Annotated in this window: 9 protein-coding genes, 2 tRNA genes and 3 rRNA genes; 4 read left to right on the forward strand and 10 right to left on the reverse strand. The window is 63.2% G+C overall.

The annotated features are described in order from the left end of the window. Window positions 1-98 precede the first annotated feature (98 nt). Entirely contained in the window at window positions 99-1,052 is a 954-nt protein-coding gene (gene phhA, locus RGE_RS21440; protein ID WP_014430581.1) for a phenylalanine 4-monooxygenase, read from the forward strand. Here the strand turns inward: phhA and RGE_RS21445 are convergent. Then, window positions 1,003-1,902 (reverse strand): esterase/lipase family protein, encoded by a 900-nt coding sequence (locus tag RGE_RS21445; protein ID WP_014430582.1) that lies wholly within the window; start codon window positions 1,900-1,902, stop codon window positions 1,003-1,005. The two genes, phhA and RGE_RS21445, sit on opposite strands and share 50 nt — an antisense overlap. 128 nt (window positions 1,903-2,030) lie before the next feature. Here RGE_RS21445 and RGE_RS21450 point away from each other — a divergent pair, with 128 nt between their 5' ends. Then, entirely contained in the window at window positions 2,031-2,747 is a 717-nt protein-coding gene (locus RGE_RS21450) for an FFLEELY motif protein (RefSeq protein ID WP_014430583.1), read from the forward strand. 60 nt (window positions 2,748-2,807) lie between these two features. Continuing rightward, window positions 2,808-3,764, forward strand: coding sequence for an MBL fold metallo-hydrolase (locus RGE_RS21455; protein ID WP_014430584.1), 957 nt, complete (start codon window positions 2,808-2,810; stop codon window positions 3,762-3,764). A gap of 207 nt (window positions 3,765-3,971) precedes the next feature. Here RGE_RS21455 and rrf read toward each other — a convergent pair. The 8 genes from rrf to RGE_RS21495 all read right to left on the reverse strand — a co-directional run bounded on the left by rrf (window position 3,972) and on the right by RGE_RS21495 (window position 12,088). After that, window positions 3,972-4,084: ribosomal RNA gene (gene rrf, locus RGE_RS21460) — 5S ribosomal RNA — on the reverse strand. Between the two features lie 118 nt (window positions 4,085-4,202). Then, window positions 4,203-7,079, reverse strand: a 23S ribosomal RNA gene (locus tag RGE_RS21465). Between the two features lie 276 nt (window positions 7,080-7,355). Next, window positions 7,356-7,431, reverse strand: a tRNA-Ala gene (locus RGE_RS21470). Between the two features lie 7 nt (window positions 7,432-7,438). Next, a tRNA-Ile gene (locus RGE_RS21475) sits at window positions 7,439-7,515 on the reverse strand. A 73-nt stretch (window positions 7,516-7,588) separates the two neighbouring features. Next, a 16S ribosomal RNA gene (locus RGE_RS21480) occupies window positions 7,589-9,117 on the reverse strand. Together the 16S, 23S and 5S rRNA genes with 2 tRNA genes alongside form the textbook arrangement of a ribosomal RNA operon. Before the next feature lie 479 nt (window positions 9,118-9,596). Next, window positions 9,597-11,378: a phosphoenolpyruvate--protein phosphotransferase gene (ptsP, locus tag RGE_RS21485; RefSeq protein ID WP_014430585.1), complete on the reverse strand. Its 1,782-nt coding sequence runs from the start codon at window positions 11,376-11,378 to the stop codon at window positions 9,597-9,599. Window positions 11,379-11,400: 22 nt separating this feature from the next. Beyond that, on the reverse strand, window positions 11,401-11,670 hold the full coding sequence (locus tag RGE_RS21490) for an HPr family phosphocarrier protein (protein WP_014430586.1): 270 nt from the start codon (window positions 11,668-11,670) through the stop codon (window positions 11,401-11,403). Further along, window positions 11,639-12,088 carry a PTS sugar transporter subunit IIA gene (locus RGE_RS21495; protein ID WP_014430587.1) on the reverse strand — a complete coding sequence of 150 codons (450 nt, stop codon included), beginning with the start codon at window positions 12,086-12,088 and terminating at the stop codon, window positions 11,639-11,641. The genes RGE_RS21490 and RGE_RS21495 overlap by 32 nt, the downstream gene beginning before the upstream one ends. 134 nt (window positions 12,089-12,222) lie before the next feature. On the opposite strand from RGE_RS21495, the gene RGE_RS21500 reads away from it, so the two are divergent. Then, window positions 12,223-13,470 carry a CaiB/BaiF CoA transferase family protein gene (locus tag RGE_RS21500; protein ID WP_014430588.1) on the forward strand — a complete coding sequence of 416 codons (1,248 nt, stop codon included), beginning with the start codon at window positions 12,223-12,225 and terminating at the stop codon, window positions 13,468-13,470. A gap of 4 nt (window positions 13,471-13,474) precedes the next feature. Here the strand turns inward: RGE_RS21500 and RGE_RS21505 are convergent, their stop codons facing one another. Continuing rightward, complete coding sequence (locus tag RGE_RS21505) at window positions 13,475-14,152, reverse strand: DUF4197 domain-containing protein (protein ID WP_014430589.1); 678 nt, start codon at window positions 14,150-14,152, stop codon at window positions 13,475-13,477. Between the last annotated feature and the right edge of the window lie 54 nt (window positions 14,153-14,206).

Genomic DNA, 14,206 nt, shown 5'->3' on the forward strand with positions numbered 1-14,206 from the left:
GTCTTGACACCTATCAAGGCATTCGAACGCGCGCATCCTGCGCGGGCGCGGCGCTAGAGTGAACCGTGCGGTCCTGTGCCGCGCAGCCAGGAGACGGCATGAGCATCGCACTGGGCGCGGCCGCGCGCGACGGGAAGAATTCCGGGGTGGCGCCGGTGACTTATGGCGAAGGCGAGCGGCCGCCACGCGGCGACTACTCACGCGCCCGCGACGACTATTGCTGCGAGCAGGACTGGGCCGCCTACACCGAGGCGGAACACGATCTCTACCGACGGCTGCACGCACGCCAGTCGGCGCTGCTGCCCGGCCACGCCTGCGACGCCTTCGTGCGCGCACTGGGCCGGCTCGGGGCGCCGGAGCGCATCCCGCGCTTCGACGCGGTGTCCGACACGCTGGAGCGCAGCACCGGATGGCGGCTCGTCGCCGTGCCCGGGTTGATCCCCGAGGAGGCTTTCTTCCGCCTGCTCGCCGCGCGGCGCTTTCCGGTCACCGACTGGATCCGGCGGCCCGACGAGTTCGACTACATCGTCGAACCCGACCTGTTCCACGATCTCTTCGGCCATGTGCCGCTGCTGTTCGACCCGGTGTTCGCCGACTTCATGCAGGCCTACGGCGAAGGCGGGCTGAAGGCGGCGCGCCTCGGTGCCTGCGAGTTGCTGGCACGCCTGTACTGGTACACGGTCGAGTTCGGGCTGATCGCCACGCCGTCCGGCTTGCGCGCCTACGGTGCGGGCCTGCTCAGCTCCGGCGCCGAACTGTCGTACTGCGTACGTTCGCCACAGCCGCGTCGCGTCGAGTTCGAACCGGCGCGCATGATGCGCAGCCGTTATCGCATCGACAGCGTCCAGCCGACCTACTTCGTCATCCGGTCCTTCGAGCAGCTGTTCGACGCCTGCGCACCGGACTTCGCCCCGGTGTATGCCGCGGTGCGCGAAACGATGGCACGCGAGGGCGAGATCGAAGCCGGCGCCGGCGCTCCGGGTGACCGGGCGGCGGGGCCGTTCAGTCTTGCAACCAGCGCTGCAGTTCGGCCCACGGCTCCGGGCGCATGACCATGTCGACGTGGGCGACGCCGCTCAGATGGCGGTTGTCGGCTCCGGGCCAGGTGGCCGTCGACGGCGGGAAGACGATGTTGTCGCAGTGGCCGTAGAAACAGGTCAGCGAGCGCGCCAGCTCGGGTGACTCGCGCTCGGCCAGGCTGCGCAGCCAGCCCGAGTCTTGGCGCATCTGGCGCCCGTTGAGCGAGAACGCGAACCGCGCCAGCCAGGTCCCGCGGTGCGGCGTGCCGATCGTGATCGCATGGTGCACACGCATCGCGTCGCCGCGCTCGGCCCACCAGCGACGCAGCGCCAGGCCGCCCATGCTGTGCGCAACGATCACCGGCGCGCGGCCGGTGGCCTGCTCGATGCGCCGCACCGCGTCTTCGATGATCTCCACGTACTGGTCGATCGAGCCGAAGATCGGCGCGAGGTCGACCGCGACACAAGGCACGCCGGCGGCGTGCAGGCGTGCCAGCCACGGGTTCCAGATGCCACGATTGCAGACGAAGCCGTGAACCAGCACCACGCCGCGCCGGCCCCGGCTGTCGGGCGGCAGGTGGTCGGCGAAGCGAAGACTGCGAAACGGCTGCTGCCAGCAGAAGACACGCGGCGCGGCATGCACCTCGCCCCACCAGGCGCCGAGTAGTTCGGCCGGACGCGCACGCGGCGCCGGGTCGCTGCCAAGGGCCGCACGGAGCATGATGAACTCGAGCGCCAGGACGGCCGAGTAACCCAGCACGATGACCAGGGCACCGGCTGCGGCGAGCATGGCGCGCCCTTCGGCCAGCCAGTACAGCGCCCAGCCCCCGGCGAACGCCGCCAGGCCCAGCGTCGTGAGCTGCTGCAGACGGGCGAGCCGCATCACGCGGTGCGCAGCCAAGCTTGCGGCGGGAGAAACGAAGCGGGCTTGAGTCGACCGGTCGCGCACATGGGACGCAATGTTGCATCATCCGGGCGGCGCGCCATTGCGCCATGCGAAAGACGTCCGCCGTGTCTCCCGAAGGCCTGGCCATCCTCGAGAACCTGCAGCAGGTCGCCGCCGAACGCCGGCGCCGCGATGCCGACCCGACGCTGGCGGCGCGCACGCACGCGATCAAGGACTATCAGCATCGCCGGTTCTCGCACACCTACGCGGACCTGCTGGCGCAGCCGCGTTATGCGCAGTCCTCGCGCTTCTTCCTCGACGAGCTCTACGGCCCGCAGGACTTCACCGACCGCGACAGCCAGTTCGCCCGCGTCGTCCCCGGGCTGGTGCGGATCTTCCCGCACGAGCTGGTCGGCACGGTGCAGGCGCTGTCAGAGCTGCATGCGCTGTCGGAAGCGATGGACAGCGCGATGGGCGCGCAGCTGAAGTCGGCGCGTGTCGATGCACGCGTTTACACCGGCGCCTGGCAGGCGGTCGGACAACCGCGCGTACGAGCGCGACAGATCGAGTTGATGGTGATGGTCGGCAGCGCGCTCGATCGCTATACCCGCAACCCCCTGCTTCGCCACAGCCTGCGCCTGATGCGCACCCCGGCGCGGGCCGCCGGCCTGTCGGCTCTCCAGCACTTTCTGGAGACGGGCTTCGACACCTTCCGGGCGATGAAGGGTGCCGACGACTTTCTCCAGACGATCGCCGGACGTGAACGCGAGTTGGCGGCACAGTTGTTCGCGATCGACCTGGACTCGGCCCACGCCGACACCGAACTCGCGGCTCTGCCCTGAGGCCGCGCATGCTCGTCCCTACGGGGATAGGACTCGGGCTCTCGCGCCGAGAATCGGAGCATGGAGTCTGCCGCCTTCGTGCGGTCGGCATTCGAGCAGCTCGGTTTGCAGTTGTTCGAACGTGGCTGGCTGTCGTCCAACAACGTGCTGTTTCGAGCGTCGCGTTCGACGCCGGCGACGATCGTCGACACTGGCTACGGATCACACGAGGCACAGACGCAGGCACTGGTGCAAGAGGCGCTCGGCGACGTCGCGCTCGAACGCATCGTGAACACGCACCTGCATTCCGATCACGTAGGCGGCAATGCGGGCCTTCAGACGCGCTGGGGCTGCGAGACGCTGGTCCCGGAGCCCTCCTTCGACCTGGCGCGGCGCTGGGACGAAACCCGCCTGAGCTACGAGCACACGGGGCAGACATGCCCGAGATTCAAGGTCGATTCGCCGTTGGAGGCTGGAGGGGTCCTTCGTCTCGGCGACTACCGCTGGAAGGTCGCCACGGCACCGGGGCACGATCCCGATGCGGTCTTGCTCTATCAGCCGGACAGTGGCGTCGCGCTGACCGGTGATGCGCTCTGGGAGCGGCGCCTGGCGATCGTGTTTCCCGCGCTCGAAGACGATCGTGCTTTCGATGACGCGCTGTCGGCCTTGGACCTGGTGGAGCGCTTGGCGCCAAGGGTCGTCATTCCAGGACATGGGCGGGCCTTCACCGACGTCGCCGGCGCGGTACAGCGCAGCCGTCAGCGCCTGCACCAGTTCATTCGCCAGCCGGAACGTCATCTCGACTACGCCGAACGTGCGTTGCTGATGTTCCACATGCTCGAACACCGGCGGCGAACAGTGTCCGAACTGTTGACGTGGCTCGCCAGCACGCCGGTCTTCGTGCGAATCGTCGCGAGGCGCGGCCTCGGGGCTGGTGAAGCCGAGATCAACGCTCGCCGTGTCGTGGATTCATTGCTCGCCGGAGGTCAGTTGCAGCGGCACGGGGAGTGGGTGACGCTACCGGGATCGCCGGGCTGACGCTCGGCGGGGTGTCGCACGCCGCGGCGTGATTTTTTATCGCCCGGGTCGCGACCGGTACCGACGGAGTTGCGGCCGGAATGCCGCTCGTCTGGATCTGTCCGTCATCACGTGCCGTCGCCAATCGGTTTCGTTCGCACAAAAACAAAATCGTTCGGGCAAAAACAAAAAGGCCCGGTTCGTGAGAACCGGGCCTTCGAATAAATAGCCTGACGATGTCCTACTTTCACACGGGAACCCGCACTATCATCGGCGCAAAGGCGTTTCACTTTCCTGTTCGGGATGGGAAGGAGTGGGACCACCTCGCTATGGTCATCAGGCTTGACTTGTCGCCTCGCTGCTTCTTGCTGGGCAGCTAGGCCAATTCATAGAGCTTTGAAAATCAGCTTGTTCGATTGCGCTACTGGCATAACCCGTTTGACTCACCGTCAAAGTTATAGGGTCAAGCCGCACGAGCAATTAGTACCGGTTAGCTCAACGCATTACTGCGCTTCCACACCCGGCCTATCAACGTCCTGGTCTCGAACGACTCTTCAGGGGGCTCAAGGCCCCGGCAAGACTCATCTTGGAACGAGTTTCCCGCTTAGATGCTTTCAGCGGTTATCTCTTCCGCACTTAGCTACTCGGCAATGCCACTGGCGTGACAACCGATACACCAGAGGTGCGTCCACTCCGGTCCTCTCGTACTAGGAGCAGGCTTCCTCAATCTTGCAGCGCCCACGGAAGATAGGGACCAAACTGTCTCACGACGTTTTAAACCCAGCTCACGTACCTCTTTAAATGGCGAACAGCCATACCCTTGGGACCGGCTACAGCCCCAGGATGAGATGAGCCGACATCGAGGTGCCAAACACCGCCGTCGATATGAACTCTTGGGCGGTATCAGCCTGTTATCCCCAGAGTACCTTTTATCCGTTGAGCGATGGCCCTTCCATACAGAACCACCGGATCACTTAGTCCTACTTTCGTACCTGCTCGACTTGTCAGTCTCGCAGTCAAGCACGCTTATGCCTATGCACTATTAGCACGATTTCCGACCGTGCCTAGCGTACCTTCGAACTCCTCCGTTACGCTTTGGGAGGAGACCGCCCCAGTCAAACTGCCTACCATACACTGTCCCCAACCCGGATAACGGGCCAAGGTTAGAACCTCAAACACACCAGGGTGGTATTTCAACGTCGGCTCCACGATACCTAGCGGCACCGCTTCAAAGCCTCCCACCTATCCTACACAGATCTGTTCAAAGTCCAATGTAAAGCTACAGTAAAGGTTCATGGGGTCTTTCCGTCTTTCCGCGGGGAGATTGCATCATCACAAACATTTCAACTTCGCTGAGTCTCTGGAGGAGACAGTGTGGCCATCGTTACGCCATTCGTGCAGGTCGGAACTTACCCGACAAGGAATTTCGCTACCTTAGGACCGTTATAGTTACGGCCGCCGTTTACTGGGACTTCAATCAAGAGCTTGCACCCCATCATTTAATCTTCCAGCACCGGGCAGGCGTCACACCCTATACGTCGACTTTCGTCTTTGCAGAGTGCTGTGTTTTTAATAAACAGTCGCAGCCACCGATTCTCTGCGGCCTCATTGGGCTCCCCAAGTAAATGGTTCACCTACTAAAGGCACACCTTCTTCCGAAGTTACGGTGTCAATTTGCCGAGTTCCTTCTCCAGAGTTCTCTCAAGCGCCTTAGAATACTCATCTCGCGCACCAGTGTCGGTTTGCGGTACGGTCGTCTATAGCTGAAGCTTAGTGGCTTTTCCTGGAAGCAGGGTATCACTCGCTTCGGCGGCAAGCCGCCTCGTTATCACCCCTCATCTAAGACCCCCGGATTTGCCTAAGGGCCACGACTACAGGCTTGAACCGGGACATCCAACACCCGGCCGAGCTAACCTTCTCCGTCCCCACATCGCACTATAGATCGGTACAGGAATATTGACCTGTTTCCCATCAGCTACGCATCTCTGCCTCGCCTTAGGGGCCGACTCACCCTACGCCGATGAACGTTGCGTAGGAAACCTTGCGCTTTCGGCGAGGGGGCTTTTCACCCCCTTTAACGCTACTCATGTCAGCATTCGCACTTCCGATACCTCCAGCAGACCTCACGATCCACCTTCGCAGGCGTACGGAACGCTCTCCTACCACTTGCACTTGCGTGCAAATCCGCAGCTTCGGTAACTGGCTTAGCCCCGTTACATCTTCCGCGCAGGACGACTCGATCAGTGAGCTATTACGCTTTCTTTAAATGGTGGCTGCTTCTAAGCCAACATCCTGACTGTTTTAGCCTTCCCACTTCGTTTCCCACTTAGCCAATTTTGGGGACCTTAGCTGGCGGTCTGGGTTGTTTCCCTCTTGTGTCCGGACGTTAGCACCCGGTGCACTGTCTCCCAAGCTGTACTCATCGGTATTCGGAGTTTGCAATGGTTTGGTAAGTCGCCATGACCCCCTAGCCATAACAGTGCTCTACCCCCGACGGTAATACTTGAGGCACTACCTAAATAGTTTTCGGAGAGAACCAGCTATCTCCAAGTTTGTTTAGCCTTTCACCCCTATCCACAGCTCATCCGCTAGTTTTGCAACACTAGTCGGTTCGGACCTCCAGCAGGTGTTACCCTACCTTCATCCTGGCCATGGATAGATCACTTGGTTTCGGGTCTACACCCAGCGACTAGACGCCCTATTCGGACTCGGTTTCCCTTCGCCTTCCCTATTCGGTTAAGCTTGCCACTGAATGTAAGTCGCTGACCCATTATACAAAAGGTACGCCGTCACCCTTGCGGGCTCCGACTTTTTGTATGCATGCGGTTTCAGGATCTATTTCACTCCCCTCCCGGGGTTCTTTTCGCCTTTCCCTCACGGTACTAGTTCGCTATCGGTCGATTACGAGTATTTAGCCTTGGAGGATGGTCCCCCCATGTTCAGACAGGGTTTCACGTGCCCCGCCCTACTTGTCGTACGCTTAGTTCCACAGAAGACTTTTCTCATACAGGGCTATCACCTGCTATGGCCGGACTTTCCAGACCGTTCTGATAAATCGACTGCTAAAACGTACAGGCTCCTCCGATTTCGCTCGCCACTACTTTCGGAATCTCGGTTGATGTCTTTTCCTCGAGCTACTGAGATGTTTCAGTTCACCCGGTTCGCTTCGCCACCCTATGTATTCAGATGACGATACCCTTGCGGGTGGGTTTCCCCATTCGGAAATCCCCGGATCAAAGCTTGCTTGCCAGCTCCCCGAGGCTTATCGCAGACTGCCACGTCCTTCATCGCCTGTAATCGCCAAGGCATCCACCACATGCACTTAGTCACTTGACCCTATAACTTTGACGCCGAAGCTCTCGCTTCAGACATCCGGTCAATGACAGATTTGAGTATTCACGCGTTATGCCGAACTTCAATTCTCGCGAATCAAAGTTTGTATTGACGCAATCAAACTGTCGCTGATGGCACGGCGCATCCCGAAAGATGCTTTCCATCAGCAACGCTGATTTTCGACTCTATGAATTGTTAAAGAACGACAGCCGATCTAAACGATCGAACCGCAAAACACTCAGACAAGTGCTTTGCGCTTCAAACGCTACGTGGGATTCTTGGTGGAGGTGAACGGGATCGAACCGATGACCCCCTGCTTGCAAAGCAGGTGCTCTCCCAGCTGAGCTACACCCCCAAGATGATGGTGGGTCTGGTTGGATTCGAACCAACGACCCCCGCCTTATCAAGACGGTGCTCTAACCGACTGAGCTACAGACCCGCACGCTCGGGAAAGTCTGTCGTCAACAACAGCCGATAAGTGTGAGCGCTTAAACTTGAGTGCTTTTTTCCAGAAAGGAGGTGATCCAGCCGCACCTTCCGATACGGCTACCTTGTTACGACTTCACCCCAGTCACGAACCCTGCCGTGGTAATCGCCCTCCTTGCGGTTAGGCTAACTACTTCTGGCAGAACCCGCTCCCATGGTGTGACGGGCGGTGTGTACAAGACCCGGGAACGTATTCACCGCGGCAAGCTGATCCGCGATTACTAGCGATTCCGACTTCACGCAGTCGAGTTGCAGACTGCGATCCGGACTACGACCGGTTTTCTGGGATTGGCTCCCCCTCGCGGGTTGGCAGCCCTCTGTACCGGCCATTGTATGACGTGTGTAGCCCTACCCATAAGGGCCATGATGACCTGACGTCATCCCCACCTTCCTCCGGTTTGTCACCGGCAGTCTCATTAGAGTGCCCTTACGTAGCAACTAATGACAAGGGTTGCGCTCGTTGCGGGACTTAACCCAACATCTCACGACACGAGCTGACGACGGCCATGCAGCACCTGTGTCCAGGTTCTCTTTCGAGCACTCCCACATCTCTGCAGGATTCCTAGCATGTCAAGGGTAGGTAAGGTTTTTCGCGTTGCGTCGAATTAAACCACATCATCCACCGCTTGTGCGGGTCCCCGTCAATTCCTTTGAGTTTCAACCTTGCGGCCGTACTCCCCAGGCGGTCAACTTCACGCGTTAGCTACGTTACTGAGAAGAAACCCTCCCAACAACCAGTTGACATCGTTTAGGGCGTGGACTACCAGGGTATCTAATCCTGTTTGCTCCCCACGCTTTCGTGCATGAGCGTCAGTGCAGGCCCAGGGGATTGCCTTCGCCATCGGTGTTCCTCCGCATATCTACGCATTTCACTGCTACACGCGGAATTCCATCCCCCTCTGCCGCACTCAAGCTATGCAGTCACAAATGCAGTTCCCAGGTTAAGCCCGGGGATTTCACATCTGTCTTACATAACCGCCTGCGCACGCTTTACGCCCAGTAATTCCGATTAACGCTTGCACCCTACGTATTACCGCGGCTGCTGGCACGTAGTTAGCCGGTGCTTATTCTTCAGGTACCGTCATCCTCCCGAGGTATTAACCCAGAAGATTTCTTCCCTGACAAAAGCGGTTTACAACCCGAAGGCCTTCTTCCCGCACGCGGCATGGCTGGATCAGGCTTGCGCCCATTGTCCAAAATTCCCCACTGCTGCCTCCCGTAGGAGTCTGGGCCGTGTCTCAGTCCCAGTGTGGCTGGTCGTCCTCTCAGACCAGCTACAGATCGTAGGCTTGGTAGGCCTTTACCCCACCAACTACCTAATCTGACATCGGCCGCTCCAATAGCGCGAGGCCTTTCGGTCCCCCGCTTTCACCCATAGGTCGTATGCGGTATTAATCCGGCTTTCGCCGGGCTATCCCCCACTACTGGGCACGTTCCGATGCATTACTCACCCGTTCGCCACTCGTCAGCACCTTGCGGCCTGTTACCGTTCGACTTGCATGCGTAAGGCATGCCGCCAGCGTTCAATCTGAGCCAGGATCAAACTCTTCAGTTCGATCTTGAATTTGCTCAATAGGAATTGAAGTGAACTTCACTTCAGTTTCCATGAGCGTTTAAAGTCACTAGGACCTCGAAGTCTTGCGACTTCTTGGCACTCGCCTTCAAACGCCCACGCTTATCGGCTGTATGTTGTTAAAGAACTTCGCTGCTTTCGCGGCGTCGCCGATTAGTTATCAGCGAAGACCGAGATTCTGACATTTTTTAAAAACTCTGTCAAGCACTCGGCTTTTCTGCTTTTCGCTGAAACCCTTTCGGGATTTCTCGGCAACCGCTTCTTTCGAAGCACCGCCGTCGATCAGCAGAGCCTGCGACTGTAGCACGGGTTCCAATCGGCTTGCAAGCGGCCCGCCGAAAAAAGTTCTGAGAGGACCGGTTGCTCGTAGATGAAGAGGCACTCGCGGAGTGCCGATCACCTAGCAGAACGCGCTCTAGAGCGGAGCGTCCGGCCACGCCAAGCGGCAAGCCCGCGCGCCCTCAGTGAACGATGGCGGCAGAGAAGAGCCGCGCCGCCTCGAGTGCCGGGTCTTCGGCACGCAGCACCGCATCCACGTTGGCCAGCAGTCGGCGTGTGTCCGCACGCAGCACCCGCTGCTTGATCGACGCGATGCGCGCCGGGTGCATCGAGAAACTGCGCAAGCCCATGGCCAGCAGCAGGTCGGTGAAGGCAGCGTCCCCGGCCATCTCGCCGCAGACGCTGACATCCTTGCCGCGCGCGTTGGCCTGGGAGATGGTCTCGTCGATCAGACGCAACACCGCCGGATGCCAGGGGTCGAACAGATGCGACACGGCGTCGTCGGTACGGTCGATCGCCAGCGTGTACTGGATCAGGTCGTTGGTGCCGATCGAGACGAAATCGAAGTGATCGAGGAAGCGTCCGACCATCAGCGCCGCAGCCGGCACCTCGATCATCGCGCCGATCTCGACCTCGCCATAGGCGCAGCCGGCGTCGTCGAGCTGCTGCCGCGCCCGCGTCAGCGCGTCCAGCGTCATGCGGATCTCGCCGAGGTGGGCGACCATCGGCACCAGGATGCGCACCTTCCCGAAAGCACTCGCGCGCAGGATGGCCCGGAGCTGCTGGCGAAACATGTCCGGCTCGGCCAGGCTCCAGCGGATGGCGCGCAAACCCAGCGCCGGGTTCAGCGCATGCTCGTGGCGCAGCTCCTGCAGACTCATGCGGTCCAGCGGCTTGTCGGCTCCGATGTCGACGGTGCGGATCGTCACCGGCAGCCCCTGCATCGCGACGACGGCGTCGCGATAGGCCGCGAACTGCTCCTCCTCACCCGGCAGGTCGCCGCCGCGGTTCATGAACAGGAACTCGCTGCGGAACAGGCCGACACCGACGGCACCCGACTCCAACGCCCCCGCGGCGTCACCCGGCAACTCGATGTTGGCCAGCAGCTCCACCGCCTGGCCGTCCAGCGTGACCGCCGGTGTGTGGCGCAGACGGTTCAGGCGCGCCCGTTCGAGTTCGCTCTGGCGCTGGCGGAAACGGTACTCCTCCAGCACGATCGGCGACGGGTTGACGATGACGACACCGGCATCGCCGTCGATGACCAGCCAGTCGTCCTGGCGGATGAGCCGGCTGGCCTCGCGAGCGCCGACGACCGCCGGGATGTCCAGGCTGCGGGCGACGATCGCGGTGTGCGAGGTGCGCCCGCCGACGTCGGTGACGAAGCCGGTGAAGACGCTGCGCTTGAACTGGATCATGTCCGCCGGCGCGACGTCGTTGGCCACCAGCACCAGCGGCTCCTCGCCACCGAAGTCGCGCGTGTGCACGATCTCCGGCGCGACGGGAGCGGCGGTCTGGCCGGGCTTCACGCGCGCCAGGTAGCGCAGCAGTCGTTCGGCGAGCTGCTCGACGTCGGCCTTGCGCTCGCGCAGGTACTCGTCGTCCATCTCGTCGAACTGGCGGGCCAGCACCTCGAGCTGCGCCGACAACGCCCACTCGGCGTTGTAGTGGCGCTCGACGATCCATTGTTTGGTCGCGGCGCTCATCGTCTCGTCGTGCAGCAGCATCTGGTGCACGTCGAGCAGCGCCGACAGTTCCGCCGGCGCATCCGGCGACAGGTCACGCTTGAGCGTGGCGAGTTCGGCCGACACCGCGTCGCGCGCCTGGCGCAGGCGTTCGATTTCCTGGTCGACGCGTTCGGACGGCACGAAGTAGTGCGCGACGTCGACGCGGCTGGAGGCCACGAGCACGGCGCGACCGATCGCGACGCCGCGCGAGACGGGAGTGCCGAAGACCTGGATGCTCATGCGTTCGGCTCCCGTCGGCGTGTCACTGGCCTTCGCCGAACTTGCCGTCGATCAGCGCACGCAGCGCGTCCATCGCGGCCTGTTCGTCCTCGCCTTCGGTCTCGATCTCGACCTCGGCACCCAGCCCTGCGGCCAGCATCATCACCCCCATGATGCTCTTGGCGTTCACCCTGCGGCCGTTGCGACTGAGGAAGACCTCGCTGCGGTAACTGCCGGCCAGCTTGGTCAGCTTGGCCGAGGCGCGGGCGTGAAGACCGAGCTTATTGCTGATGGTGATTCGGGTCTTGATCATGTGGGCCCGGGGGGACTGCCTGATTCTGCCGGCGCGCGCCGCCGATCTGCATGACACCCTGCGCGCCCCCGGCCACGGCGCGCGCGACCAGTTCGTCCAGCGGAAGGTGGGCATAACACAGCGTGCGCCAGAGCATCGGCACGTTGACGCCGGCCACGACTCGCGCGCTGACGCCGTCGGCCAGCTCCAGCGCCGCGTTGCACGGCGTGGCGCCGAAGACGTCGACGAGGATCAGCGCCTCCTGCGCACCCAGCTGCGCCAGCAGCGCCCGCGCGCGTTCGACGACCTGCTCGGGCTGCATGCCGGGCTCGACATCCAGGGCCGCCAGCCCCGAGCCGCAATCCGGATAGACATGGGACGCGACCGCTCGCAGAGACGACGCGAGCGGGGCGTGGGCGATGACGAGCAGGGCAGCCATGGCGTAAGTGCGCGGATTATCGGCAGCTTTCGCCCCGACTTGCGCACCGTTCTTGCCGCAGGGCTTCCGTCGGCCGGACGGCCGGAGGCCCAAGGGTGACGTGCACCATGCCGCGGCAGCGCCAGAATCGGCGCATGGACCAGCTCAAACCGGGCGCGCTCGCGGGGCTGCGCGTGCTCGACCTCTCGCGCGTGCTCGCCGGCCCCTGGTGCACGCAGACGCTCGCCGACCTCGGCGCCGACGTCGTCAAGGTGGAGCGCCCGCGCTCGGCGCGCCACCCCGGCGGCGACGACACGCGCGGCTGGGGCCCGCCGTTCCTGAAGGACGCCGACGGCCACGACAGCGCCGAGGCCGCCTACTTCGTCGGCACCAACCGCAACAAGCGCTCGGTGACGATCGACATCGCGCACCCCGACGGCCAGGCGCTGGTGCGCCGGCTCGCCGACACCGCCGACGTGATGATCGAGAACTTCAAGGTCGGCGACATGGCGCGCTACGGCCTGGACGCCCAGACGATCCGCGCGACACACCCGCGGCTCGTCTACTGCTCGATCACGGGCTACGGCCAGACCGGGCCGTATCGCGACCGCGCCGGCTACGACTACGCCATCCAGGGCCTGGGCGGGCTGATGAGCGTGACCGGCGAGCGCGACGGCCTGCCCGGCGCCGGGCCGCAGAAGGTCGGCGTCGCGGTCGCCGACCTCTTCACCGGGATGTACGCGACGGTGGCGATCCTCGCCGCGCTGCGCCACCGCGACGCCACCGGCGAAGGCCAGGCGATCGACATGGCACTGCTGGACACGCAGGTCGCGATGCTCGCCAACCTGGGCGCCAACTATCTGGCGACGAAGACGCCGCCGCGGCGTGTCGGCAACGCCCACGCCAACATCGTGCCTTACCAGGTGTTCGAGGTCGCCGACGGCCACATGATCCTGGCGGTGGGCAACGACGGCCAGTTCAAGCGCTTCTGCGAGATCGCCGGCTGCGCCCAACTGGCCGCCGACGAACGCTTCGCGACGAACGCCGCACGCGTGCGCAACCGCCAGACCTTGATCCCGCTGCTGGAGCCGCTGCTGCACTCCCGCCCGCGTGCCGACTGGCTGGCCGCGCTCGACGCCGCCGGCGTGCCCTGCGGGCCGATCAATGACCTCGGCGAAGTCTTCGCCGACGAGCAGGTGCGCGATCGCGGCATGGTGACGCAGGCCACGCACCCGCAACTCGGCGAAATCGAACTGGTGGCGAGCCCGATGAAGCTGTCGGCGACGCCGCCGACGGTGCGCCGGGCGCCGCCGCTGCTGGGCGAGCACACCGACGAGGTGCTGCGCGAGATCGGCCTGGCCGAAGCCGAGATCGCCGCGCTGCGCGAGCGCGGCGTCGTCTGAGCGGCTAGAGCGAGAAGACCTTGCGCAGGATCGCGCTGCCGGTGCCCACCGGGTCGGCGCGGATCTTCTTCTCCTCCTCGCCGATCATGAAGTACAGGCCGTCGAGCGTCTTGGCGGTGACGTACTGCTGCACGTTCGCGTCTTCCTTGCGCACCAGGCCGAAGCCCATCGCCTTGCCGGCCACCGCGTTGTAGCGGTCGGCGAGCTTCACCTTCTCGGTGGCGCGGGTGACGATGGGAAGGAACTTCAGGCCCAGCGGCTCGCGCGTCTTGCGCGCGAAAAAGTCGGTGACCGAGGTGTCGCCGCCACGCACGATCTTCAGCGCGTCCTCGACGCTGATCGACTGCGCGGCGCTGACCAGCAGCGTGCGCGCCTCGGGCACCGCGGCTTCGGCGGCACGGTTCATCGCCGTCACCAGCTCGTCCAGGCGTTTGCCCTGGCCGGCCGCACGCAGCATGCCGGCCGCATCGTCGAGCGCGCCGGGCAGCGGGATGCGCACCTGCGGGTTGCCGAGGAAACCATCGCTGCGCCCCAGGAAAGCCACTGCGGCGACCGCGCCGCGCTCCAGCGCCGCACGCACGCCGGCGGCGGCGTCGGTTTCGCTCAGCGCGGCGGCGCGGCCGGCGAGCGGCCACGCGCTCGTCGCGGCGGCCAGGGTCCACGCGAAATGCCTGCGATCCATCGTGTCTCCATCAAGACGGGGATCCGATCGTGCGCGCCAGCGCGCGCGCTGGCA

Origin of the sequence: Rubrivivax gelatinosus IL144 (assembly GCF_000284255.1) — a bacterium.
Taxonomy (GTDB): domain Bacteria; phylum Pseudomonadota; class Gammaproteobacteria; order Burkholderiales; family Burkholderiaceae_C; genus Rubrivivax; species Rubrivivax gelatinosus_A.